Origin of the sequence: Aggregatibacter segnis ATCC 33393 (assembly GCF_900476035.1) — a bacterium.
In the GTDB taxonomy this organism is placed as follows: Bacteria; Pseudomonadota; Gammaproteobacteria; order Enterobacterales; family Pasteurellaceae; genus Aggregatibacter; species Aggregatibacter segnis.
Map to the genome: position 1 here is coordinate 1,124,835 of NZ_LS483443.1, position 23,398 is coordinate 1,148,232.

22 protein-coding genes are annotated in these 23,398 nt (G+C 40.9%); 14 read left to right on the top strand and 8 right to left on the bottom strand.

Annotation, left to right across the window (positions count from 1 at the left end; all coding sequences use genetic code 11):
- Positions 1-2: 2 nt before the first annotated feature.
- Complete coding sequence (malQ, locus tag DQN58_RS05600; RefSeq protein WP_081456129.1) at positions 3-3,776, bottom strand: 4-alpha-glucanotransferase; 3,774 nt, start codon at positions 3,774-3,776, stop codon at positions 3-5.
- Positions 3,777-3,974: 198 nt separating this feature from the next.
- Here malQ and DQN58_RS05605 point away from each other — a divergent pair, with 198 nt between their 5' ends.
- Complete coding sequence (locus DQN58_RS05605) at positions 3,975-4,688, top strand: UTRA domain-containing protein (protein WP_032998104.1); 714 nt, start codon at positions 3,975-3,977, stop codon at positions 4,686-4,688.
- Between the two features lie 136 nt (positions 4,689-4,824).
- On the opposite strand, the gene metE is transcribed toward DQN58_RS05605, so the two are convergent.
- The gene (gene metE, locus DQN58_RS05610) at positions 4,825-7,098 is read right to left on the bottom strand and encodes a 5-methyltetrahydropteroyltriglutamate--homocysteine S-methyltransferase (RefSeq protein ID WP_032997809.1); all 2,274 of its coding nucleotides are present in this window, start codon (positions 7,096-7,098) and stop codon (positions 4,825-4,827) included.
- A gap of 272 nt (positions 7,099-7,370) precedes the next feature.
- Here metE and DQN58_RS05615 point away from each other — a divergent pair, with 272 nt between their 5' ends.
- From DQN58_RS05615 to yciH, 11 genes are all read left to right on the top strand, one after another.
- On the top strand, positions 7,371-8,303 hold the full coding sequence (locus DQN58_RS05615; RefSeq protein WP_006717595.1) for a LysR family transcriptional regulator: 933 nt from the start codon (positions 7,371-7,373) through the stop codon (positions 8,301-8,303).
- A 4-nt stretch (positions 8,304-8,307) separates the two neighbouring features.
- A complete protein-coding gene (locus DQN58_RS05620) occupies positions 8,308-9,036 on the top strand; it encodes an AzlC family ABC transporter permease (protein ID WP_006717597.1) in 729 nt (242 codons plus the stop codon).
- On the top strand, positions 9,037-9,369 hold the full coding sequence (locus DQN58_RS05625) for a branched-chain amino acid transporter permease (RefSeq protein ID WP_006717599.1): 333 nt from the start codon (positions 9,037-9,039) through the stop codon (positions 9,367-9,369). It abuts the gene before it with no gap.
- A gap of 195 nt (positions 9,370-9,564) precedes the next feature.
- A complete protein-coding gene (locus tag DQN58_RS05630; protein WP_006717601.1) occupies positions 9,565-10,413 on the top strand; it encodes a VirK/YbjX family protein in 849 nt (282 codons plus the stop codon).
- Positions 10,406-11,083, top strand: a complete 678-nt coding sequence (gene cmk / locus DQN58_RS05635) for a (d)CMP kinase (RefSeq protein WP_006717603.1) — start codon at positions 10,406-10,408, stop codon at positions 11,081-11,083. Before DQN58_RS05630 ends, cmk begins: the two co-directional genes overlap by 8 nt.
- 97 nt (positions 11,084-11,180) lie before the next feature.
- Positions 11,181-12,827: a 30S ribosomal protein S1 gene (rpsA, locus tag DQN58_RS05640; RefSeq protein WP_006717605.1), complete on the top strand. Its 1,647-nt coding sequence runs from the start codon at positions 11,181-11,183 to the stop codon at positions 12,825-12,827.
- 60 nt (positions 12,828-12,887) lie between these two features.
- The gene (locus DQN58_RS05645) at positions 12,888-13,172 is read left to right on the top strand and encodes an integration host factor subunit beta (protein ID WP_006717606.1); all 285 of its coding nucleotides are present in this window, start codon (positions 12,888-12,890) and stop codon (positions 13,170-13,172) included.
- 97 nt (positions 13,173-13,269) lie between these two features.
- On the top strand, positions 13,270-13,566 hold the full coding sequence (locus DQN58_RS05650) for a LapA family protein (protein ID WP_006717608.1): 297 nt from the start codon (positions 13,270-13,272) through the stop codon (positions 13,564-13,566).
- The gene (gene lapB, locus DQN58_RS05655) at positions 13,566-14,756 is read left to right on the top strand and encodes a lipopolysaccharide assembly protein LapB (protein ID WP_006717610.1); all 1,191 of its coding nucleotides are present in this window, start codon (positions 13,566-13,568) and stop codon (positions 14,754-14,756) included. Before DQN58_RS05650 ends, lapB begins: the two co-directional genes overlap by 1 nt.
- Before the next feature lie 33 nt (positions 14,757-14,789).
- The gene (pyrF, locus tag DQN58_RS05660; protein WP_006717611.1) at positions 14,790-15,482 is read left to right on the top strand and encodes an orotidine-5'-phosphate decarboxylase; all 693 of its coding nucleotides are present in this window, start codon (positions 14,790-14,792) and stop codon (positions 15,480-15,482) included.
- 6 nt (positions 15,483-15,488) lie between these two features.
- Positions 15,489-15,806 (top strand): stress response translation initiation inhibitor YciH, encoded by a 318-nt coding sequence (yciH, locus tag DQN58_RS05665; protein ID WP_006717613.1) that lies wholly within the window; start codon positions 15,489-15,491, stop codon positions 15,804-15,806.
- A 31-nt stretch (positions 15,807-15,837) separates the two neighbouring features.
- Here the strand turns inward: yciH and DQN58_RS05670 are convergent, their stop codons facing one another.
- The 6 genes from DQN58_RS05670 to DQN58_RS05695 all read right to left on the bottom strand — a co-directional run bounded on the left by DQN58_RS05670 (position 15,838) and on the right by DQN58_RS05695 (position 21,265).
- Positions 15,838-16,188, bottom strand: a complete 351-nt coding sequence (locus DQN58_RS05670; RefSeq protein ID WP_006717615.1) for a SirB2 family protein — start codon at positions 16,186-16,188, stop codon at positions 15,838-15,840.
- Positions 16,189-16,248: 60 nt separating this feature from the next.
- The gene (gyrA, locus tag DQN58_RS05675; protein ID WP_006717618.1) at positions 16,249-18,906 is read right to left on the bottom strand and encodes a DNA topoisomerase (ATP-hydrolyzing) subunit A; all 2,658 of its coding nucleotides are present in this window, start codon (positions 18,904-18,906) and stop codon (positions 16,249-16,251) included.
- Positions 18,907-19,074: 168 nt separating this feature from the next.
- Positions 19,075-19,515, bottom strand: a complete 441-nt coding sequence (fur, locus tag DQN58_RS05680; RefSeq protein ID WP_006717619.1) for a ferric iron uptake transcriptional regulator — start codon at positions 19,513-19,515, stop codon at positions 19,075-19,077.
- Between the two features lie 19 nt (positions 19,516-19,534).
- Complete coding sequence (gene fldA, locus DQN58_RS05685) at positions 19,535-20,059, bottom strand: flavodoxin FldA (protein WP_006717621.1); 525 nt, start codon at positions 20,057-20,059, stop codon at positions 19,535-19,537.
- A gap of 8 nt (positions 20,060-20,067) precedes the next feature.
- Positions 20,068-20,346, bottom strand: a complete 279-nt coding sequence (gene ybfE, locus DQN58_RS05690; protein ID WP_032998105.1) for a LexA regulated protein — start codon at positions 20,344-20,346, stop codon at positions 20,068-20,070.
- A 118-nt stretch (positions 20,347-20,464) separates the two neighbouring features.
- Positions 20,465-21,265 (bottom strand): alpha/beta fold hydrolase, encoded by an 801-nt coding sequence (locus tag DQN58_RS05695; RefSeq protein WP_006717625.1) that lies wholly within the window; start codon positions 21,263-21,265, stop codon positions 20,465-20,467.
- Positions 21,266-21,351: 86 nt separating this feature from the next.
- Between DQN58_RS05695 and seqA the strand changes: the two genes are divergently transcribed.
- Positions 21,352-21,969, top strand: coding sequence for a replication initiation negative regulator SeqA (gene seqA, locus DQN58_RS05700; RefSeq protein WP_006717627.1), 618 nt, complete (start codon positions 21,352-21,354; stop codon positions 21,967-21,969).
- A 5-nt stretch (positions 21,970-21,974) separates the two neighbouring features.
- Positions 21,975-23,396 carry an o-succinylbenzoate--CoA ligase gene (menE, locus tag DQN58_RS05705; RefSeq protein ID WP_006717628.1) on the top strand — a complete coding sequence of 474 codons (1,422 nt, stop codon included), beginning with the start codon at positions 21,975-21,977 and terminating at the stop codon, positions 23,394-23,396.
- Positions 23,397-23,398: the final 2 nt, after the last annotated feature.

A 23,398-nucleotide genomic window follows, 5' to 3' on the forward strand; every position in this document is an offset into this window, starting at 1 on the left:
CCTTAATCCTCACAATGCCAGATATCGGTATTATATTGCGCAATGGTGCGATCCGATGAGAAGAAACCGGCTTTGGCGATGTTATGAATCACTTTTTTGTTCCAGCTATCTTGATCTTCATAATCCGCCAAAATTTGTTCTTTCGCCGTGACATAAGCATCAAAGTCAATTAAGGTCATAAACCAGTCTTTATTAAGCAACTCATCATGCAGGCGTTTTAAACGCTCTTCATTGCCCAGTTTCACCAGCGTAGAATCAAGGATAAAATCGACCGCTCTTTTAATGTGTTTATCCTTTTTATAGTAATCTTTTGAAACATAACCGGCAGTTTCATACAGTTTAATAATGCTTTCCGAATCTTTACCGAAGGTGTAAATGTTTTTCGCTCCGGCTAATTCGGCAATTTCCACGTTCGCACCGTCCATCGTGCCCAAGGTTAATGCGCCATTCAGCATAAATTTCATATTGCCCGTTCCGGAAGCTTCTTTTGAGGCAAGGGAAATTTGCTCTGAAATATCTGTCGCCGGAATCAATTTTTCCGCCACGCTAACATTGTAGTTTTCCACTAAATAGACGTTTAAATACTGATTCACATCCGGATCGTTATTGATTAACTCAGACAAGCAAAGAATTAAATGAATAATATCCTGTGCAATCACATAAGCCGGTGCGGCTTTCCCACCAAAAATTACGGTAATTTTACGTTTCGGCAGTTTGCCTGCTTTGATTTCAAGGTATTTATGAATCACATAAAGCGCATTCATTTGTTGGCGTTTATATTCGTGGAAACGCTTAATTTGTGTATCGATAATGGAATTCTCATCCAATTCAATGCCTTTATTTTCTTTAAGATAAGTTTTTAGCGCTAATTTATTCTGGAATTTAATTTCAGCTAATTTTTGATGCACTTTTTTGTCATCTTTAAAGGCAAGCAGTTTTTCCAATTGCGTTGCATCGTGTAAGTACTCATCGCCGATAAGTTGTTTAATATAAGCGGATAACGCTTGGTTAGAAAATTCTAACCAACGACGGAAGGTGATTCCGTTAGTTTTATTATTAAACTTCTCCGGATAAATTTCATAAAACGCTTTGAGTTCGGAGTTTTTCAAAATCTCCGTGTGTAATGCCGCCACACCGTTTACGGAGTTTGAAAAATGAATATCCATATGCGCCATATGGACGCGTTTTTGCTTATCAATAATTTGTACATCAGGATTCGAAAATTCTTTCTGCACTAATTTATTTAGTTTTTTGATGATCTTCACTAAATGTGGAACCACTTCTTCTAAATAAGCTAAAGGCCATTTTTCTAAGGCTTCGGCAAGAATCGTATGGTTTGTGTAACCCACCATATTGCGCACGATTTCTACCGCTTCTGCAAATTTAATACGATGTTTTTCCGTTAATAAGCGAATCAATTCCGGAATCACCATGGAGGGGTGAGTGTCATTAATTTGCACATAGGCGTAATCGGCTAAATCATGTAAATTACTGCCACGTTCAATGGCTTCATCAATTAATAATTGCGCCGCATTGGAAACCATAAAGTATTGCTGATAAATACGTAATAATTCACCGTTTTTATCGGAGTCATCCGGATAAAGGAACAAGGTCAGATTTTCTTTGATGTTTGTTTTATCAAAGGTGATACCTTTTTTAATCAATTTATGATTAATGGATTCAATATCAAATAAGTTGAGATAATTTTTGGTGTCTTTTTTGTAACCAAGAATATCAATACGATCTAATTTAGAGGTTAACGTGAAGTCTTTAAATGGCACTTCATAACGGATATTTGTCGGGATTAACCAAGACTCTTTTTCAATCCAATCATTCGGTTCGGCATGTTGCTCATTGTTTTTAAAGACTTGTTTAAACAAACCGCAATGGTAATTCAAGCCTACACCTTCCGCATTTAGCCCGAGTGTGGACATGGAATCAATAAAACAGGACGCTAAACGACCTAATCCACCGTTCCCTAAAGACGGTTCCGGCTCAATATCTTCAATATGGCTGAGTGATTTTCCTGCCTGCGCCAATTCATCTTTGATTTCTTGATATACGCCAAGATTAATTAAATTGTTAGACAGCAATTTGCCAATCAAAAACTCTGCAGAAATATAGTAAACCTTACGTTTAGCTGTATTTTTTCCTTTATTCGCAGCAAGGGTTTTAACATAGTTTAATAACTGTACGTAAATGGCATGATCACTTAACTTTTCAAGTTTTTTGTTTGTTGTTTGCTGTACAAATTCACTAAATTTAGTCATTCTTTTTTCCTTATTGGCGCGTCCATATAACGTGGTTATTTGGGTTAAGAAATCTTTTTTGGCGTTGGTTAAATCACTTTCTAGCATTCGCCACTCCCAGTTTCCACCTATAGTAGAAGGAATATTCATTCTTGAGCTGGCAGGCAAATCTAAAATATCTTGCATGGTGGCAATCGCCGTATTACTTACGGTAGCAAATAATTGGCGAATCATTGCCTGACAAACAGATTCATTCGTAGCACGATGGGTATAAGCATTGATATATTGTTGCTGTTTCGACGTTAATCCGTCATACCAACCATTTGTGACATCATTGTCATGTGTGCCTGTGTAGGCGATACAATGCGGAATGCAATAATGTGGGCTATCCAGGCTTTCACCACTCACATCTTCAAAACCAAATTGCAAAATTTTCATGCCGGGATAACCGCAATCAACCAGTAATTTCTTCGCTTTTTCATCAATATTACCGAGATCTTCAGCGATAATCGGCAAATCGCCTAGCTGTGCTTTTACTGCTTTGAACAAATCATATCCCGGGCCAGGTTGCCAGCTACCATATTTGGCAATATCTGCTTTACCATCCACTTGCCAATAATCGGAGAAACCTTTGAAATGATCGATACGAAGTATATCGTAAATTTTAAAGCTTTCCTCAATACGATGAATCCACCAAGCATAGCCTTGTTTCTTATGTTCAGCCCAGTCATAAAGCGGATTGCCCCAAAGCTGTCCGGTGGCGCTAAACTGATCGGCAGGAACACCGGCAACGAAAAGCGGATTGCGTTCTTTATCTAATTGGAAAAGTTCTGGCATTGTCCATACTTCGACGCTATCCGACGCCACATAAATCGGCATATCGCCGATAATTTTAATTCCTCTTTGATTAGCGTAATTTTTCAATGCTAACCATTGTTGGAAAAAGAAATATTGCGTTACCTTGAAATACTGAATTTGTTCTGTCAGCATCGTACGGTATTTCCCAAGTGCTTTGGGTTGACGAGCAACAACCTGTTTATCTTCCCATTCTTGTAGGGCCTTATTGCCGAAATGCTCTTTGATTGCCATAAATTCCGCATAGTCTTCCAACCAAGTGCGGTTGTTTTTTTCAAAGTTTTTGAAGTTTGCTTGGTGTTTTTTATCGGCAAGGAAATGTTTGACTGCGATTTCTAAGATCGGCCGACGTGCATAAAAAATGCGCTCGTAATCTACTTTTGTCGGATCATCGCCAAAATTAACCGAAGCATAATCCGTTTCTTGCAATAAACCCATTTGGGTGAGTAAAGAAAAATCAATTAAATGTGTGTTACCTGCAATCGCAGAGAAGGATTGATAGGGGGAATCACCGTAGCTGGTGGTGGTTAATGGAAGGATTTGCCAATAGGTTTGTTTCGTTTCAACTAAAAAATCTACAAAATCATAGGCAGATTGCCCAAAGCTACCAATTCCAAATGCATTGGGTAATGAGGTGATGTGCATTAAAACACCACTTGACCGAGTAAGCATAATTTTTTCCTTCAGAAGTAAAAGTTGTAGAGATTCTAATCTAAATTTTATTTTACTCAATAACTTTTACGTAAAAGTTTAAACATTAACGTAAAAGTGTGATTTTGATCACAAAAACTATACGTATAACTATGAGGGTTTATGGTATTCTATTCGCGGTTTAAAGAAGGGAATAAAAGTCCAAAATGGAGTGGAAAAGTGAGTAAATACAAAGCGGTTTATAATGATATAAAAACCAAAATAAACGATGGAATTTTACCGCCAAAGCAAGAATTACCCAGTGAAAGTGAGCTTATGCAAGAATATGGTTTTTCTAAAGACACTATTCGCAAAGCCCTTTCTCTGCTTGAAATGGACGGTTACATTCAGAAACAACAGGGGCGAACTTCTATTGTTCTCGAGCATAATTTATCAACGCCTCAACAGCTTTCCGAGATCAAAACCGTTGGTGAGCTGAATCGCCCTTTAACCCATCAAGTGAAAACAACCTTAACCAGCTTGTATATTGTGCAAGGGGAAGAGGAATTAATGCAGATCTTTAATGTAAATGATCAAATTGATTTTTACCGTATCGGTCGTGTTCGTGAAATTGACGGGGAAGCGGTGGAATACGAAGTCTCTTACTTTGATCGTCGTATTGTTCCTTTCATTAATCGTGAGATTGCGGAACAATCCATTTATCACTATTTAGAAAGTGAACTGGGTCTGAAAATTAGTTATTCACAGCGTGAAATTGTGTTTCGTTATGCCAATGAAGAAGAAAAAAGCACCATGGATCTCGGTGAATATAATATGGTTGTGAACGTTACCAGCACCACTTATTTAGCCGACGGACGCCCATTTCAGTACGGTAGCATTAGTTATCGCCCTGATAAAATTACCTTTGCTTCCACAGCGAAGCGACATGTTTAAAAAAGAGAGCACTTTTCCATATTTTGTTGAATAAAACTCTTTTAAAAACAACCGCTCTTTTCTCTTTCCTAAAACGAAAAAGCTGAACCTCTCTTTGAGATTCAGCTTTTTTTACCTGTGAACAATTATCTGTGAATTAGGCTAATTCCGCACGTAATTTCTTCGTGACATCCACCATCACTTTTAATGCGGCAATGGTTTCCGGCCAGCCGCGGGTTTTTAGGCCGCAGTCCGGGTTTACCCATAAGCGTTCTTTTGGCACCACTTGCAACGCTTTGCGAAGAAGATGTTCAATTTCTTCTGCGGTTGGTACGCGTGGGCTGTGGATGTCGTACACGCCCGGGCCGATGTCGTTCGGGTATTTGAAATCACCGAATGCGGTAAGCAATTCCATGTCGGAACGGGAGGTTTCGATGGTGATCACGTCGGCATCCAGGGCGGCAATAGCCGGTAGAATGTCGTTAAATTCGGAATAACACATGTGTGTGTGAATTTGCGTATCATCTTTACAACCCATTGAACTTAAACGGAAAGCTTCGCCTGCCCATTGTAAATAAGCGTCCCAATCGGCACGTTTGAGCGGTAAGCCTTCGCGGATAGCGGGTTCGTCAATTTGGATGACTTTGATGCCTGCTTTTTCTAAATCTAACACTTCATCAGAAAGCGCTACGGCAATTTGTTTACACACCGTGGAACGTGGAATGTCGTTACGCACGAAAGACCATTGTAAAATCGTTACCGGGCCGGTCAACATCCCTTTCATCACTTTGTTGGTGAGGCTTTGGGCATATTGCGACCAACGCACGGTCATCGGTTCCGGGCGGGTCACATCACCGTAAATGACCGGTGGTTTTACGCAGCGGGAACCGTAACTTTGTACCCAACCGAATTTGGTGAACGCAAATCCATCAAGCAATTCGCCGAAGTATTCCACCATGTCGTTACGTTCCGCTTCGCCATGCACTAACACGTCTAAATCCAATTTTTCTTGTTCACGTACCACAAATTCAATTTCTTTTTTCATTGCCGCTTCGTAATCCGCCAAGCTGAGATCGCCTTTTTTGAAGGCGGCACGGGCATGACGAATTTCCGTGGTTTGCGGGAAGGAACCAATATTGGTGGTTGGCAGCAATGGTAGATTTAACCACGCATTTTGTAATTTAATCCGTTCTGCAAATGGCGATTTACGTTGATCGGCATTTTTCGGCAGATTTGCCAAACGTTCCGCCACACAAGTGCGGTGGATTTCACGGGAGTTTTTACGCGCGTCAGCGGCTGCTTGGCTAGCATCAAGATCTGCTTGCACAGCTGTTCTGCCTTGCTCAAGTGCGGTTTTAATGACGCGTAATTCTTGAATTTTTTGCAAGGTGAACGCCAACCATTGATAAAGCTCCGGCTTGTTGGCTTGCAGTTGGGTTTCCACCGCCAAATCATAAGGCGTATGGAGTAGGGAACAGCTTGGTGCAATCCATAAACCTTCGCCTAATTTTGCTTTTAATGGTTCAACCACATCTAACACTTGGTTTAAGTTCGCACGCCAAATGTTACGGCCGTCAATCACGCCTACGGAAAGGATTTTGTCGTAATCGGCAAAGGCGGAGAGTTGTTCCGGTGCACGCACCAAATCAATGTGAAGACCGGCTACTGGTAAGGCTTTCAATAAATCGGCGTGTTCCGCCACGGAGCCGAAATACGTGGCAAGCAACAGTTTGGCGTTGACTTTTGCCGCAAAAGTCGCGTAAACCGCTTTATAAGCGGCAATCCATTCTGCCGGTAAATCTAGAGTTAAGGCAGGTTCATCAATTTGAATGTATTCCACGCCTTCAGCGGTTAATGCGTTTAAGATGTCCACATAAACCGGCACGAGTTTGTTTAATAAATCGAAACGATTGAAGGCTGCGCCTTTTTCTTTCCCTAACCAAAGGAAGGTTAATGGACCAACGATGGTGGGTTTTACCTTGTGACCAAGGGCCTTGGCTTCACGGATTTGTTGCACATAGTGCGCCGGGTTGGCTTTAAATTGGATGTCCTTGTGGAATTCAGGCACGAGATAGTGATAGTTGGTGTCAAACCATTTGGTCATTTCAATGGCGAATTGTGTTTTATTGCCACGCGCTAATTGGAAATATTGATCCAGGGTTAAGTTTTGGCTGTCGAAACCAAAACGCGCAGGAATGGCGCCTGTCGCCACTTGCAAATCTAAAATATGATCGTAGAAAGTGAAATCAGCAACCGCCACGAAATCCGCATTCGCATTGGCTTGATGTTGCCAGTTAATTTCGCGCAATTTTTTTGCAATGTCTAATAAATCAGCTTCAGCGATTTCACCGCGCCAGTAACGTTCTTGGGCAAATTTAAGTTCACGCTTGGCACCTACGCGTGGGAAACCCGATAAATGAAATGTTGTCATCATAATTCCTTGTTTTGTGTTAAATGATTTAGACGGCTAAACGTCTGTACGAGGCTAGAATGACGGAATCAAGTTTATTATGCAAATTAATAATTTTCTGAAAGTTTATGAAAAATTTTAATGATCTTATGATTCATGGTATTAAGATATGTGACGAGCAAAAAAACACAGTGAAAACACACCGCACTTTTCTTCTAGGTAACATTAAAGTACAGGGCATTTTCGTGTATTATAGGGTTTCATCATTTTTCTCATAAGTATGAATCTTTCTCATGAAACCAATCTTCCTTGAACTCAGACATTTAAAAACCTTGTTAGCCTTAAAAGAAACCGGCAGCGTTTCGTTGGCGGCCAAACGGGTTTATCTCACCCAGTCAGCCTTGTCTCACCAAATTAAATTATTAGAAGATCAATACGGCTTGCCGTTATTTGAACGTAAAACCCAACCCTTGCATTTCACTGCCGCAGGGGAGCGTTTGATTCAGCTTGCTAATGAAATTATGCCGAAAGTGATTGAAGCAGAACGCGATTTAGCGCGAGTAAAACAAGGCGATGCAGGGGAATTACGCATTGCCGTGGAGTGTCATACTTGCTTTGATTGGTTGATGCCGGCAATGGATTCTTTCCGTAAACATTGGCCGTTGGTGGAACTGGATATTGTGTCCGGTTTCCATACGGATGCGGTTGGCTTGCTATTAAGTCATCGTGCCGATTGGGCGGTGGTGCAAGAAGTGGAAGAAAATCCGGGCATTGTGTATAAGCCGCTGTTTTCCTATGAAATGGTGGGGCTGTGCGCGAAAGATCATCCGTTAGCAGCAAAAGACATTTGGCAGGCGGAAGATTTTATTGATCAAACGCTGATTACTTATCCTGTACCGGATGATATGTTGGATTTGCTACGTAAAGTATTGCATCCGAAAGGTATTAATCCGACCCGTCGAACCAGTGAGCTCACTATTGCCATTATTCAGTTGGTGGCCAGTAAACGTGGCATCGCCGCATTGCCGTTTTGGGCGGCGAAACCTTATTTGGATCGGGGTTACATTGTGGCGCGCAAAATTACCGACCAAGGTTTACACAGCAATTTATATGCGGCTTTTCGTGAAGCGGATGCACAAGTTGCTTTCGTGGATGATTTCTATGAAACCGTGAAAGCACAAAGCTTTTCAACCTTACCTGAACTATCTGTATTAGAAGAGAATTAGTTGTATGTCTGATGTTAAGACAACGCCTCATCCTATTTTTGCCGCAGCCAAAGCGGCATTGCCGTATAGTGCACCGATGATTGCCGGTTTTTTATTCCTCGGTATAGCCTACGGCATTTACATGAAAGCCCTTGGGTTCAGCGTGTGGTATCCGTTTTTAATGGCATTATTGATCTATGGCGGTTCTGTTGAGTTTATTATCGCCGGTGCGCTCACCTTGTCTTTTGCGCCCCTCAATGCTTTGCTGATTACCTTGATGGTTAGCGGACGGCAGATTTTTTACAGTATTTCCATGTTGGAAAAATACGGTAAATTTTTAGGTAAAAAGCGCCCGTATCTTATCGCAACGTTAGTTGATGAGTCTTTTTCTCTTAATTATATGGCAAAAATCCCACCGCACTTGGATCGTGGCTGGTATCTGTTTTTTGTCAGCTTTTACCTGCATATGTATTGGGTGATCGGGGCAGTCTTGGGCAACCTGTTTGGCAATATTATTCCGTTTAATTTGAAAGGGATAGAATTTGCAATGACTGCGTTGTTTCTGGTGATTTTTGCGGAAAATTGGACGAAAGAAAAATCTCACGAAAGTTCCCTGTTAGGTCTGGCGATAGCATTTATTTCGCTGCTGATTTTTGGTCATGACTATTTCTTATTGCCAACCCTGATAGGCATTTGGATGGTCTTAACATTCAGTCGTCCGAAGCTGACCACGAAATTAGAGAGGGTGCAATAAATGAGCTTGATGGAACAAATCCTTACCATTGCTATTGCCGTGTTGGCCGTGCAAATTACGCGTTGGCTGCCGTTTTGGATTTTCCCTGCCAACCGTCCGATTCCTGAATATATTCGTTATTTAGGGCGCGTGTTGCCTGCGGCGATGTTTGGCATGCTGGTGGTCTATTGCTATAAAAATATTGATGTATTGAGCGGTTTTCATGGCTTGCCTGAGTTTATTGCAGGCGCAGTGGTGCTGGCATTGCATTTTTGGAAACGGAACATGTTTTTGTCCATTGCCGCCGGTACTTTATTGTACATGTTCTTAGTGCAGCAGGTCTTTGTGGCATAAAATACCCGTGAAAATGACCGCACTTTTTCTCTTCGAAAAGATAAAACTATAAAGTGCGGTCGTTTTTTTCTACGTTTTTACAGCCTATCGGCGCATTTAAAAGCAACTGCCTTTTTGCTATAATTTTGCACTTAATTTATTGAATTCTTTTTGAGGTTTGTGGTGACGAAATTCCATTTTCCAACATTTCATGAAATGTTTCCCGTAGAAAAACGCAAATTAAAATTGTTGCGGGAATGGCTACGTTATCGGGCGCGCCGTTTGGTTTTTGCAGTGCAATGTCAGGCGTTAGTCGATTTTATTCATGAAAATCCCTTGTGGCAGCCGGTTTTTGCTCAGTATCCTTATCGTGTAAATACGCTATTAAGCCAGTACTGTGATAAACACTTTAATGCGACACAGCGTTTAGACTCTATTAAGACCAATTTTGCCATGGCGGAAAAACACTTTGGTGTGTCGTTATGCGAGACATTAATCTCACAACAGCCGGTACTGTTGGCACAGTTAACGGATGAATTGGCATTAAATTTAACGCTCAACCATATCGATCCTTATGAAGGCTTTTTTGCTATCGGTTTAACCGATGCGAATCAACGTACGATTTATTCTGCCAGCTTTACGTTTTTAGCGGATAACCGTTTATTGATCGCCTCAATTCAAGGGCCAAAAGGCGATAAGGCGCAAGATTTAGTGCGTCAGGCGACAAAATTGCTGCATGGTGTTCGTCCGATGTTTATGTTGGTGAATGCCTTTAAAGTTTTTGCGGAGACGTTGAATTGTCGCTTGGAAGGCATTCCACATAAACGTCAGGCAAAATATCGTTGGAATGATTCGGCAAAATTATTATTTAACTACGATGAATTTTGGCAGGAAAATGAGGGCAAGTTGGCAGAAAATTATTGGCAAATTCCGACCGCACTTGAGCGTCGTCCTTTAGAAGAAATTCAAAGTAAAAAACGTTCCATGTATCGTAAACGTTATGACATGTTTGACCAAATGACGGTTGAGATTCAATCCCTTTTGACAGAGAAAAATCATGAATAAAATTATTACGGTTGACGGACCAAGCGGTGCCGGTAAAGGCACTTTATGTTACGCATTGGCAGAAAAACTAGGTTTTGCGTTGTTGGATTCCGGCGCAATTTATCGTGTGACGGCATTGGCCGCGTTAAAACGCCATGCCGATTTAACCAATGAAACGGAATTGGCTGATCTTGCCCGTCATTTAGATATTCAGTTTGTGCCGAAAAATGGTGAGGTGAATGTATTATTAGGTGGCATGGATGTCAGCCATTTAATTCGTACGCAAGAAGTGGCAGATGCGGCATCAAAAGTGGCAGTTTTCCCGCAAGTTCGTGCTGCATTACTACAACTCCAGCAGGATTTTGCCAAAAATGAGGGTTTAATTGCGGATGGTCGCGATATGGGAACGGTGGTATTTCCTGATGCGCAAGTGAAATTATTTTTAGATGCGAGTGCGGAAGAACGTGCAAAAAGACGCTATAACCAGTTGCAAAATAAGGGGATTAGTGGTAACTTTGCACAGATTTTAGCCGAGATAAAAGAGCGTGATTTGCGCGATAGAAATCGAGCAGTCGCCCCTTTAAAACCCGCTGATGATGCGTTTTTACTTGACAGCACGACATTGAGTATCGATGAAGTGATTTGTCAGGCCTTAAACTATATTCAGCAGCGTATTGGTATTAAAGCTTAAATTTTTACGGTTTATTCAAGGATGGATAAACTTTGTTATCAGCCCCACTTTTTATGGATTAGAAGTGGACGTTATTTACTTAAATTGAAGATTAATTATGACAGAATCTTTTGCTCAACTTTTTGAAGAATCATTGAAAGACCTTGAAACCCGTCAAGGTGCAGTTGTTAAAGGTACCATCGTTGCTATCCAAAAAGGCTTCGTACTTGTAGATACCGGTTCTAAATCCGAGTCTGCAATTCCTTCCGAAGAATTTTTAAATGCACAAGGTGAATTGGAAGTTCAAGTTGGTGATGTTGTTGATGTTGTGCTTAAAGCTGTGGATGATGGTTTCGGTGAAACTGTTGCTTCCCGTGCTGATGCAAAACGCAACGAAGCTTGGATTGTATTGGAAAAAGCTTACGACGAACAAGCAACTGTACTTGGTTTAGTTAACGGTAAAGTGAAAGGCGGCTTCACAGTTGAGTTAAACGGTGTTCGCGCATTCTTACCGGGTTCATTAGTTGATACTCGCCCAGTTCGTGATGCAGATCACCTACTTGGTAAAGAATTAGAATTCAAAGTAATCAAACTTGATCAAAAACGTAACAACGTTGTTGTTTCCCGTCGTGCAGTAATCGAATCTGAAAGCAGCCAAGATCGTGAAGAAGTATTAGCGAACTTATCTGAAGGTGCTGAAGTTAAAGGTACTGTTAAAAACTTAACTGACTACGGTGCATTCGTTGATTTAGGCGGTGTTGACGGTTTATTACATATTACCGATATGGCTTGGAAACGTGTTAAACACCCAAGCGAAATCGTTAATGTTGGTGATGAAATCATCGTTAAAGTATTGAAATTCGATAAAGATCGTACCCGTGTATCTTTAGGCTTAAAACAATTAGGTCAAGATCCTTGGGCGGCAATCGCTGAAAATCACCCAGTAAACAGCAAATTAACCGGTAAAGTAACTAACTTAACTGACTACGGTTGTTTCGTTGAAATTTTAGACGGTGTTGAAGGTTTAGTTCACGTTTCTGAAATGGATTGGACTAACAAAAATATTCACCCATCTAAAGTGGTTAGCTTAGGTGATGTAGTTGAAGTGATGGTATTAGAAATTGATGAAGAACGTCGTCGTATTTCTTTAGGCTTGAAACAATGCAAAGCAAACCCATGGGCTCAATTCGCTGAAACTCATAACAAAGGTGATAAAGTTGTTGGTAAAATCAAATCTATCACTGACTTTGGTATCTTCATCGGTTTAGATGGCGGTATTGACGGTTTAGTTCATTTGTCTGACATTTCTTGGAATGTTCAAGGTGAAGAAGCTGTACGTAATTACAAAAAAGGTGATGAAGTTGCCGCAGTTGTATTACAAGTCGATGCAGTGAAAGAGCGTATTTCTTTAGGTATCAAACAACTTGAAGAAGATCCATTCAATAACTTCGTTGCTATCAACAAAAAAGGCACTGTATTAAACGCTAAAGTTGTTGAAGCCGATGCGAAAGGCGCTAAAGTTGAATTAGACGGTGGTGTGGAAGGTTACATCCGCGCAGCTGATTTAACGAATGAAGTTGCTGCAGGCGATGTGATTGAAGCAAAATACACTGGTGTAGATCGTAAAGCTCGTATTGTTCACTTATCTGTTCGTGCGAAAGATCAAGCTGAAGAAGCAGCTGCAGTTGCAACTGTGAATAAGCAAGAAGATGTTGCTATTCCAAATGCAATGGCTGAAGCTTTCAAAGCAGCAAAAGGTGAATAATTCGCTTTGTTAATAAAACCGGCATAGTAATATGCCGGTTTAAAGAGTTAGGAGAATTGTATGACTAAATCAGAGCTGATTGAACTTTTAGTACAGAAAAATCACAATGTACCTGTTAAATCTGTTGAAGAAGCAGTAAAAGCGATTTTAGAACAAATGTCATATGTATTAGAAAGTGGTGAACGTATTGAAGTACGTGGATTCGGTAGCTTTTCTTTGCATTGTCGCCAGCCTCGTTTAGGTCGTAATCCTAAAACTGGTGAACAAGTAAAATTAGATGCAAAATGTGTACCTTACTTTAAGGCAGGGAAAGAGCTAAGAGAACGCGTTGATGTTTACGCATAATTTATTTGACTAACTTTTTATAACGGCACTTTTAAGTGTCGTTTTTTATGCTCATTTTTGGCATAATGAAAGCAACTTTATTTTAAGGAGAAAGAAAATGATTAAATATATTTTCGGATTAATCATCGTGTTAGCTATTGTGCTAGTTGCAGTCACCGTCGGTGCAAATAATGATCAAGTTATCACGTTCAACTATATTGTCGCACAAAGCCAATTCCAACTTTCTACCTTGGTTGCTATTTTATTCGGCTTAGGACTTATCCTTGGTTGGTTCATTACCGGTTTTTTCTACATCAAACTAAAACTTAAAAATATTGCATTAAATCGTCAGATCAAACGACAAACCCTACAAATTAATGAATTAACAAACAGTAGAGATAAGGTTTCTCAATAATGCTTGAATTGCTTTTCCTTCTTTTACCTATTGCTGCCGCTTATGGGTGGTATATGGGGCATCGTAGTGCTAAAAGGGATCAGGAGGACATAAGTAATAAACTTTCCCGTGATTATGTAACTGGGGTTAATTTCTTACTAGCTAATCAAACAGATAAAGCAGTTGATTTATTTTTGGATATGCTCCAAAAACAAGAAAGTGAAAATGAAATTAATAGTTCATCACAATTTGAGGCTGAGTTAACACTGGGAAATCTTTTTCGTTCGCGTGGCGAGGTAGATCGTGCATTACGAATTCATCAAGCATTAGATAACAGCCCATATTATACTTTTGAACAAAAATTGCTTGCTAAACAACAGCTTGCAAAAGATTTTATGGCGGTGGGTTTTTTTGATCGTGCTGAACATCTTTATATTTTAATGGTTGATGAGCCCGAATTTGCCGAGGCGGCATTACAACAACTGGCGATTATTTATCAAAAAACGAAAGAATGGAAAAAAGCCATTAACGTTGCTGAAAAGCTTGCAAAAATCTCTCCTAAAAAAAATCATATCGAATTGGCACACTATTATTGTGAATACGTGCGCAATTTACCCCAAGATAGCAAAGAAAACCCTCAACAGATTTTATTGCAAGCCTTAAAGGTTTCTCCTAGTTGTGCTAGGGCATCCATAATGCTTGCTGATTTAGCGATTAAACAAGAAAACTATAAAAGTGCGGTCGATATTTTAGAAAATATTTTGACGCAAAATTCTGATTATATAGGTGAAGTTTTAAACACCTTGAAATTCTGCTACCAAAAATTAAATCAGTTAGATAATTTTGAGTTATTTCTCATCAAAGCCAATCAAAAAAATCATAATAGTGCGGTATCCTTGATGTTAGCTGATCTTATTGAAGAAAAAGATGGGCTTGCTGCGGCACAACTTAAGCTTTACCAACAACTCCAACAAAATCCGGCTACGCCTATTTTTCACCGTTTTATTCAATATCAAATTGATGATGCAGAAAATGGAAGAGGGAAGGATAGTTTGATTTTGTTACATAAAATGGTGGGAGAGCGCATTAAACAAACTTTTGATTATCGTTGTAGTAATTGCGGTTATCAAACCCATAAATTAATTTGGTGTTGTCCCTCTTGTCGTCAATGGGAAACGATTAAACCGGTTAGCGCGATTGAACATGATTAGCCGCTAACATTGCTTATCTGTAAGGAGAAATATATGACAAATAAAGTCATCATCGCATTAGATTATGAAAAAGAAGTAGATGCTTTAGCGTTAGTTGATCAGCTTGACCCACAAAATTGTCGTTTAAAAGTCGGGAAAGAAATGTTTACCACTCTTGGAACAAATTTTGTGAAGCAATTACATTCGCGTAATTTTGATGTTTTCCTTGATTTGAAATTTCATGATATTCCGAATACCGTGGCAAGAGCGGTTCGTTCTGCAGCTGATTTAGGCGTTTGGATGGTGGACTTACACGCAAGCGGTGGTTTGCGCATGATGGAGGAAGCGAAAAAAATTCTTGAGCCTTATGGAAAAGATGCACCGTTATTAATTGGGGTGACTGTGTTAACGAGTATGGAAGATTTGGATTTATTGCAAATTGGCATTAATGCCTCGCCAATGGAACAGGTGATTCGTCTAGCGCATTTGACCCAACGTGCAGGTTTAGATGGCGTGGTATGTTCTCCGCAGGAAGTGGAAATTTTACGTCGTAACTGTGGTGAAAACTTCTTGCTTGTTACACCAGGGATTCGTCCGATTGGCGCCGATTTTGGTGATCAACGTCGTGTGATGACACCAGCTGCTGCCATTCGTTCCGGTTCTGATTATTTGGTCATTGGACGTCCAATTACGCAGGCTGAAAATCCGGCAGAGGTATTGAAAGCGATTAACGCTTCTATCGCGTAATTTATTATGACAAATCAATTAGTTTATTCTACTGAAGTAGGACGGATTAAAGCCGATAAACCGCAGGAAGAGATTCCACAAAGTGATGGTATCGTACGAATTCAACTGCAAAAAAGTGGCCGTAAAGGTAATGGTGTGAGCATTATTACCGGGCTTGCATTAGCCGAAACCGAATTGAAAACCTTAGCCGCGGAACTAAAAAAACGTTGTGGATGTGGGGGTTCAGTAAAAAATCATACTATCGAAATTCAGGGTGAAAAACGTGATTTACTGAAACAGCTGCTGGAAAATAAAGGCCACAAGGTGAAATTAGCCGGGGGATAAAAAAGTGGGTTTGATACCCACTTTTTTATTTTTAGTGAAAATAGCCGATTAGGATCGTGGCTATCAGTAATACAAGCGCCAAGAAGAAAAAGTGCGGTTGATTTTGCAATTGTTTTTTGCTGAAAAATTTTGCCGAGAAGATGACATAGCCGATCAATAATACCGTTTTCGCAATAATCCACACCGGTAAGCCGTAGTTAAACATAAATAGCATGATAATACCGCTTAAAATCAATAGAGTATCTATTAAGTGCGGTAGAATTTTCAACAATTTGACTGCTCGCCAGTCTTTCTTCGTTAACTGCATAGCACCACGAATAATGAGTAATCCGAGGCTGACGAAGGCACAAATAATGTGCAAATAAACTAAATAAATATCCATTTATCCCCCAATATTTAAGGCAGCAATAAAACACTGCTGCCTTAAAATGCTCTCATGTTGTTATTCTTCGGTATTTTCTACCGCACTTTCTTGTTCGCCTTCCTCGTCATCGACATCGCAGATACGCTCCAAGCTCACAACGTGCTCATTTTCGCTTGTGCGGATTAAGCGAACACCTTGCGTGTTACGTCCGACGATGCTGACCTCACTTACTCGGGTACGAACCAAGGTACCGGCATCGGTGATTAACATGATTTGGTCCGTATCAACCACTTGGGTTGCCGCAACGACTTTGCCATTACGTTCACTTACCTTAATGGAAATCACCCCTTTGGTATTACGGGATTTGGTCGGATATTCTTCTAATTTCGTCCGTTTGCCGTAGCCGTTCTGTGTTGCGGTGAGAATTTCACCGTCATTTTTCGGAATGACTAACGAAACGACTTTATCGATGTTGAGATCTAAGGTTTCTTCTGTGTTGTCATCAGAAACCTCTTCAATTTCACCCGCACTTTCATCGTCATTCAGATCATTGGTTAAGGCAAGTTTGATACCGCGTACCCCTGTCGCCAAACGCCCCATTGCACGGACAGCGGATTCGCTGAAACGTACCACGCGACCTTGGGAAGAGAACAACATGATTTCATTGTTGCCATCGGTGATATCGACACCGATCAATTCATCTTCATCGCGTAAGTTTAGCGCGATGATACCGCTAGAACGTGGGCGGCTGAATTCGGTTAACGCAATTTTCTTCACAATACCGCCGGCGGTTGCCATGACGACGAATTTATCTTCCTCGTAAGCGGTCACCGGTAAAATGGCGGTAATACGTTCATTTTCATTGAGCGGTAAAATATTGACGATTGGTCGTCCGCGCGAGCCACGGCTGGCTTGTGGAAGTTGGTATACTTTTAACCAATATAAGCGTCCACGGCTGGAGAAACAAAGAATGGTGTCATGGGTATTGGCAACCAAGAGTTTCTCAATGAAATCTTCTTCTTTCATTTTGGTCGCGGATTTGCCTTTGCCACCTCGGCGTTGTGCTTCGTAATCGCTAATTGGCTGATATTTCACATAACCTTCGTGAGAAAGTGTTACCACCACATCTTCTTGGGCGATTAAATCTTCTAAATTAATGTCGCCGGAAGCGGCCGTAATTTCTGTTCTGCGCGGGTCGTTAAATTGTTCGCGGATTTGTTCCAGCTCTTCACGAATCACTTCCATTAAGCGTTCAGGACTGCGTAGGATATAGAGCAATTCGCCGATGGCTTCCAATAATTTTTTGTATTCGTCTAGAATTTCGTCATGACCTAAGTTGGTCAATTTTTGTAAACGTAAATCTAAAATGGCTTGGGCTTGGACTTCGGTCAAATAATATAAACCGTCACGGATACCGTATTGTTCGTCTAAATCTTCCGGGCGAGCAGCATCGACACCGGTTGCTGCCAACATCTCTGCCACATGCCCAAGTTGCCATGGACGGGCAAGCAATTCACGTTTGGCGCTTTCCGGATTTGGTGCTTGACGAATTAGCTCAATAATTGGGTCCACATTGGCTAACGCAATGGCAAGACCTTCCAAAATATGGGTGCGTTCACGTGCTTTGCGTAATTCAAAGATGGTACGGCGGGTCACCACTTCGCGGCGATGTAACACGAATGCTTCAATGAGTTGTTTTAAATTCAAGAGTTTCGGCTGACCGTGGTCTAATGCCACGATATTAATCCCGAAAGTGACCTGCATTTGCGTGAGGGCATACAAGTTGTTTAATACCACTTCACCCACGGCATCGCGCTTGATTTCAATGACGATACGCATACCGTCTTTATCTGATTCATCACGTAAACCGCTAATGCCTTCAATTTTTTTCTCTTTGACGAATTCCGCAATTTTTTCGATTAATTTGGCTTTATTAACTTGATACGGAATTTCGTTAACGATGATGCTTTCACGGCCTTTTTCATCAGTTTCAATTTCCGCACGGGCGCGGACATAAATTTTACCACGACCGGTCTTATAGGCTTCTTCAATGCCTTTACGGCCGTTAATGAGTGCCGCAGTGGGGAAATCCGGACCGGGAATGTGACTCATCAATTCATCAATGGTGATATCGTTATTTTCGATATAAGCCAAGCAACCGTCTAATACTTCGCCTAGGTTGTGTGGTGGGATGTTGGTTGCCATCCCCACTGCAATCCCGGAGGAGCCGTTGACCAATAAGGCTGGGACTTTGGTTGGTAATACTTCAGGAATTTGTTCCGAACCATCATAGTTTGGCACAAAATTGACGGTTTCTTTATCGAGATCTGCCAATAATTCGTGGGCGATTTTGGTCATACGGGCTTCCGTATAACGCATCGCCGCCGGCGCATCGCCATCTACAGATCCGAAGTTACCTTGACCGTCCACTAACATATAACGCAAGGAGAAAGGTTGCGCCATACGCACCAAGGTATCATATACCGCGCTATCACCGTGCGGGTGGTATTTACCGATAACGTCACCCACAATACGTGCAGATTTACGGTAAGGTTTATTGTAGGCATTGCCCCCTTCGTGCATAGCAAATAACACGCGGCGGTGTACCGGTTTTAAGCCGTCACGTACATCAGGCAAGGCACGTCCTACAATAACGGACATGGCGTAATCGAGGTATGAAGATTTCAGCTCTTCTTCAATACTGACCGGCGTAATATCTTGGACGAAATCAGACATTTAGAACTTCCTAATCATTAAATTTAATAGTGAAAAAATTGGCGTAATTATAGCACAACAAGGCATTTTCCCCTAAGGAAAATCTTGTTTTTAGATGAGAAAAGTGCGGTAGGTTTTTGATGTGTTTTTAATATGAATAAGGCGGTTCGAAGACCGCCTTATTTGTGACTATTTTTTGTTATTTTCTGAACATTGATGGATATCGCTGCATTTTCCGTAAAGGTACAGGCTGTGGCTGGAAAGCTCAATGCCATGTTGTTTACTGATTTCTTTTTGGCGACTTTCAATTAATTCGTCATTGAATTCAAACACTTTTCCACAATCGGTACAAATAATGTGGTCGTGATGTTGTGTCGGTGCTAATTCGAAAACGGATTTATTCCCTTCAAAGTTGTGACGAATTAAAATTTTTGCTTCATCGAATTGGTTTAAAACACGATATACCGTGGCCAAACCGATGTCTGCACCATTTTCTAATAGCATTTTGTAAACATCTTCCGCAGAAAAATGCTGTTCACTGTGTTTTTGCATTAAAGCAAGAATCGTCAAACGGGGTTCAGTAATTTTTAATCCTGCTTTTTTTAATAATTTGATGTTTTCTTCAGACATAACAGCTCCTTTTTTGCTATTAAGCTAACTCAGCTAAACACATTTCGTCATAAACTTGTTTAACCCATTTGTTGACACGTTCAGACGTTAATTCCGGTTGACGATCTTCATCAATACATAATCCGACAAAGGTATTATCGTCAACTAATGCTTGTGATGATTCGAATGTATAACCTTCGGTTGGCCAGTGACCAACGATAATTGCACCGTGAGGTTCAACAATATTGCGTATTGTTCCCATGGCATCACAGAAATAATCGGCGTAATCTTCTTGGTCACCACAGCCGAAAATCGCAACAAGTTTATCAGTAAAATCAATTTGTTCTAATGTTGGGAAAAAATCATCCCAGTCGCATTGCGCTTCACCGTAATACCAAGTTGGGATACCAAACAGAAGAAAATCATACGCTTCGATATCTTCTTTGCTACTTTTTGCAATGTCACGAATATCAACTAATTCGCTACCTAATTGTTTTTGAATCATTTTGGCAATGTTTTCAGTATTGCCTGTATCACTACCATAAAATAAGCCGACAACAGCCATCTTGTTACCTATTTCTTAACGTTAAAATAATCTTGTAAAATTGTTACGATTAGCTCGGAACGATTCACGTTTCGAGTGGATGCTAAATCTTCTAGTTGTTGAACCAAATCCGCATGCAATTTCAATTCGACACGCTTTAATCCACAGGATTTATCACGTTTTAATTGATTGCGTTTATTAATACGAATTTGTTGCTCCCGACTCAGTGGATTGGTTTTCGGACGCCCAACTCTACGAATTTCACTAAATAAATCTAAAGTAATGCAGTCAGAATCTTGTTTTGCCATTTTGTTAACCACTGGCGTATTCATCACATCGAATAAAGAATTATTCAGAAAGTGATAATGATAAGCCACAACGAAATTTGTTGCGAACTATATCATAAATTCCACACCAAATGAAATTCTATTTAGATTCATCTGAGCTATTAATTCTATCTAAAAAATGCGTGATCGCGCGGATAACAAATTGCGGTTTTTCTGCGTGAACCCAATGCCCGCTGCCGTTGATGGTGAAGGAGGTCGCCTGTGGACATTGGGATAAAATGCGATTGGTATATTCGGGCAATATATAAGATGAATTGCCGCCTTTGATAAACAAACAAGGTTGTTTGATATGGCGAGATTCCCAGCCCATTAAGTGAGGGTAATTGCGCTTAAGTGCGGTCAAATTAAAGCGAAAATAATCGTTACTTGAGGCATCAAAGGATTTCAACATAAATTGTTGTACGCTTTCATCGCGAATATGCTGTGATAAAATGGGTTTAGCCTCTTGACGGGTATGGGGTTGAGCATTTTTTACAGCAAATAAACCGTTAAATACGTCATCGTGCCCATGTTCGCCATAAGCGACAGGTGCAATATCAATCACGACTAAGCCTTTGACGAATTTAGGGTAATTTGCGGCACAAACCATAGCGCTTTTTCCACCCATGGAATGCCCGACTAAAATCACTTCATGAATGCCCAAAGAATGAATCACGTCAACTACATCTTTCGCCATTAAATCATAATTCATGTCTTCGCTATGAAAACTCAAGCCGTGATTACGTAAATCCATCCGTAAAATAGAATAATCATCACTAAAGGCGCGAGCGATGATGCCCAAGTTATTCATATCGCCGAATAAACCATGAATGAACACCAAAACAGGTTTGTTAATTGCTTGTTTTAATTCATTAAATTGAAAATTGAGTAATTTTTTCATCGGCTAAATTTGGGGCTAGAGAATTTGCTAATAGCTCGCTATAATGTGCGAAAAGCTTAAATAGATCAAGCAAGTGGAGAAAGAAAATGAAAATTATCGAAGTGGACGAAGAGCTTTATCAATACATTGCCGGCAACACGCAATCTATTGGCGAAAGTGCATCGGATATTTTACGCCGTTTATTAAATCTTTCTCCGCGCAATGCTTATTTTAGTCTTCCGGAAAGTCAATCGACGACGGTCACTACGTCTTCCAATGAGTCAATTCAGATAGCGGAACAACCACCTGTTTTCGAAGAAGAAATTAACAAGCCGGTGATTAAAAAGCAATCCGATGAGGTTATGCAGAAAACCATCACAAAATTAGAAGCGTTACTCAACTCAGAAGCATTTAAACAAGAAAATAAAGCGGTCATTCGTTTCTTAAATATTCTGACAATTTTATATCGCACCAACCCGGAAGGGTTTGCCCTCGCCACCGAGTCATTGCAAGGGCGCACGCGCGTTTATTTTGCCCGTGATGAAGGCACCTTGTTAATGGCAGGGAATCATACGAAACCGAAACAAATTCCGGATACGCCGTATTGGGTGATCACAAATACCAACAGCGGTCGTAAAATGCTTATGTTGGAAGGCGCGATGCAGTCCATGCATTTGCCGGAACAATTAATTGATCAAGTGCGGTCATTTTTTACGGCAAATTAACGCTTATGGCACTGGGTCAGCAATTTGCACAATCTCCTTTATTTTCCAAGCGAATCGCCTTGCAAGTTTTGCAAGGCGACGCTTTTACATGGCCGCAACTCCTCGAAAAAACACAGCAAATCTCCACGTATTTACAACATCTTGGTGTGAAGCCACAAAATGGCATCGCATTGTGTGGGAAAAATCGCCTAGAACTGGTGTTATTTTATTTATCGGCGATTCAAATCGGTGCCCGCGTTTTAATGCTCAACCCCATGTTTCCACTGGAAAAACGTATTGCACTTTGCCAAGCCTATAATGCGGATTTTTTCTTTACCGCAGACCACGCAGAATGTGTTGCAGAATCCCAAAAGTGCGGTGAGATTTTCAGGTGTTTTTTTACTTTTTCGGATGCCATAAAGCAGGCAGAGAAAATAGACTCTTTCGGCGATTTTCCCGTTAATTTGACGCAACCGGCTACCATGACGCTCACATCAGGATCTACGGGCTTACCCAAAGCCGTTGTGCATAATGTGCAAGCACATTTGGCAAACGCTCAAGGCGTATGTGATTTAATGCAATTTGGTGCGGCAGATTCATGGTTGCTTTCATTGCCGTTATATCATGTTTCCGGTCAGGGAATTGTGTGGCGTTGGTTGACGACAGGGGCAACCTTGGTGTTACCCGGCGAAGATTTTTATGCGGCAGTCAATCAGGTGACTCATGTTTCTTTGGTGCCAACGCAAGTGCAACGCTGGTTACAGTATTTGCAAGAAAAACCAACGGCAATACAAACACGCGCTGTATTGCTTGGCGGGGCACATATTCCTTTAGCACTGACGCAAGCTTTGCAGCGTCTTGGCGTGAAAAGTTATTCCGGTTATGGCATGACAGAAATGGCCTCCACGGTGTTTGCTAAACAAAGTGATGAAAAAAACGGGGTAGGGCAGCCTTTAGCCGGACGTGAATACTGTTTGCACAATGAGGAAATTTGGTTGCGCGGTGCAGGCTTGGCGTTAGGTTATTGGCAAGAGGGCCGCATCGTTTCTTTTCTTAACGAACAAGGTTGGTTTGCCACGAAAGATAAAGGTATTTGGCACGACGGCGAACTTGTGATTTCAGGGCGAATTGATAATATGTTTATTTCCGGCGGAGAAAACATTCAGCCGGAAGAAATTGAAAAACTGATTTTACAGTCTGATTTAGTCAAACAGGTTTTTGTGTTGCCTGTCACCGATCCGGAGTTCGGTCAACGACCGGTAGCTATTGTGGAATGGCGAGAGCCGACAAAAAGTGCGGTGGAAAATCTGAAGGGATTTTTACAAGGGCGATTGGAACGTTTTAAACAACCTGTTGCCTATTATGAATTGCCGTTAAATTTAAGCGACGGTGCAATCAAAGTTTCTCGGAAAACGTTAGCAGGCTGGCTAGCGAAACAATTAGGATAAAT

What these genes read in the sequence shown, in the direction of transcription:
- pyrF (WP_006717611.1), top strand. Translation starts at nt 14,790, where the DNA reads ATGACAAATAAAGTCATCATCGCATTAGATTATGAAAAAGAAGTAGAT.
- fldA (WP_006717621.1), bottom strand. Translation starts at nt 20,059, where the DNA reads ATGGCTGTTGTCGGCTTATTTTATGGTAGTGATACAGGCAATACTGAA.
- lapB (WP_006717610.1), top strand. Translation starts at nt 13,566, where the DNA reads ATGCTTGAATTGCTTTTCCTTCTTTTACCTATTGCTGCCGCTTATGGG.
- DQN58_RS05625 (WP_006717599.1), top strand. Translation starts at nt 9,037, where the DNA reads ATGAGCTTGATGGAACAAATCCTTACCATTGCTATTGCCGTGTTGGCC.
- fur (WP_006717619.1), bottom strand. Translation starts at nt 19,515, where the DNA reads ATGTCTGAAGAAAACATCAAATTATTAAAAAAAGCAGGATTAAAAATT.
- DQN58_RS05650 (WP_006717608.1), top strand. Translation starts at nt 13,270, where the DNA reads ATGATTAAATATATTTTCGGATTAATCATCGTGTTAGCTATTGTGCTA.
- menE (WP_006717628.1), top strand. Translation starts at nt 21,975, where the DNA reads ATGGCACTGGGTCAGCAATTTGCACAATCTCCTTTATTTTCCAAGCGA.
- DQN58_RS05645 (WP_006717606.1), top strand. Translation starts at nt 12,888, where the DNA reads ATGACTAAATCAGAGCTGATTGAACTTTTAGTACAGAAAAATCACAAT.
- DQN58_RS05670 (WP_006717615.1), bottom strand. Translation starts at nt 16,188, where the DNA reads ATGGATATTTATTTAGTTTATTTGCACATTATTTGTGCCTTCGTCAGC.
- DQN58_RS05630 (WP_006717601.1), top strand. Translation starts at nt 9,565, where the DNA reads ATGTTTCCCGTAGAAAAACGCAAATTAAAATTGTTGCGGGAATGGCTA.
- DQN58_RS05620 (WP_006717597.1), top strand. Translation starts at nt 8,308, where the DNA reads ATGTCTGATGTTAAGACAACGCCTCATCCTATTTTTGCCGCAGCCAAA.
- rpsA (WP_006717605.1), top strand. Translation starts at nt 11,181, where the DNA reads ATGACAGAATCTTTTGCTCAACTTTTTGAAGAATCATTGAAAGACCTT.
- metE (WP_032997809.1), bottom strand. Translation starts at nt 7,098, where the DNA reads ATGACAACATTTCATTTATCGGGTTTCCCACGCGTAGGTGCCAAGCGT.
- ybfE (WP_032998105.1), bottom strand. Translation starts at nt 20,346, where the DNA reads ATGGCAAAACAAGATTCTGACTGCATTACTTTAGATTTATTTAGTGAA.
- DQN58_RS05695 (WP_006717625.1), bottom strand. Translation starts at nt 21,265, where the DNA reads ATGAAAAAATTACTCAATTTTCAATTTAATGAATTAAAACAAGCAATT.
- cmk (WP_006717603.1), top strand. Translation starts at nt 10,406, where the DNA reads ATGAATAAAATTATTACGGTTGACGGACCAAGCGGTGCCGGTAAAGGC.
- DQN58_RS05615 (WP_006717595.1), top strand. Translation starts at nt 7,371, where the DNA reads ATGAAACCAATCTTCCTTGAACTCAGACATTTAAAAACCTTGTTAGCC.
- malQ (WP_081456129.1), bottom strand. Translation starts at nt 3,776, where the DNA reads ATGCTTACTCGGTCAAGTGGTGTTTTAATGCACATCACCTCATTACCC.
- gyrA (WP_006717618.1), bottom strand. Translation starts at nt 18,906, where the DNA reads ATGTCTGATTTCGTCCAAGATATTACGCCGGTCAGTATTGAAGAAGAG.
- seqA (WP_006717627.1), top strand. Translation starts at nt 21,352, where the DNA reads ATGAAAATTATCGAAGTGGACGAAGAGCTTTATCAATACATTGCCGGC.
- yciH (WP_006717613.1), top strand. Translation starts at nt 15,489, where the DNA reads ATGACAAATCAATTAGTTTATTCTACTGAAGTAGGACGGATTAAAGCC.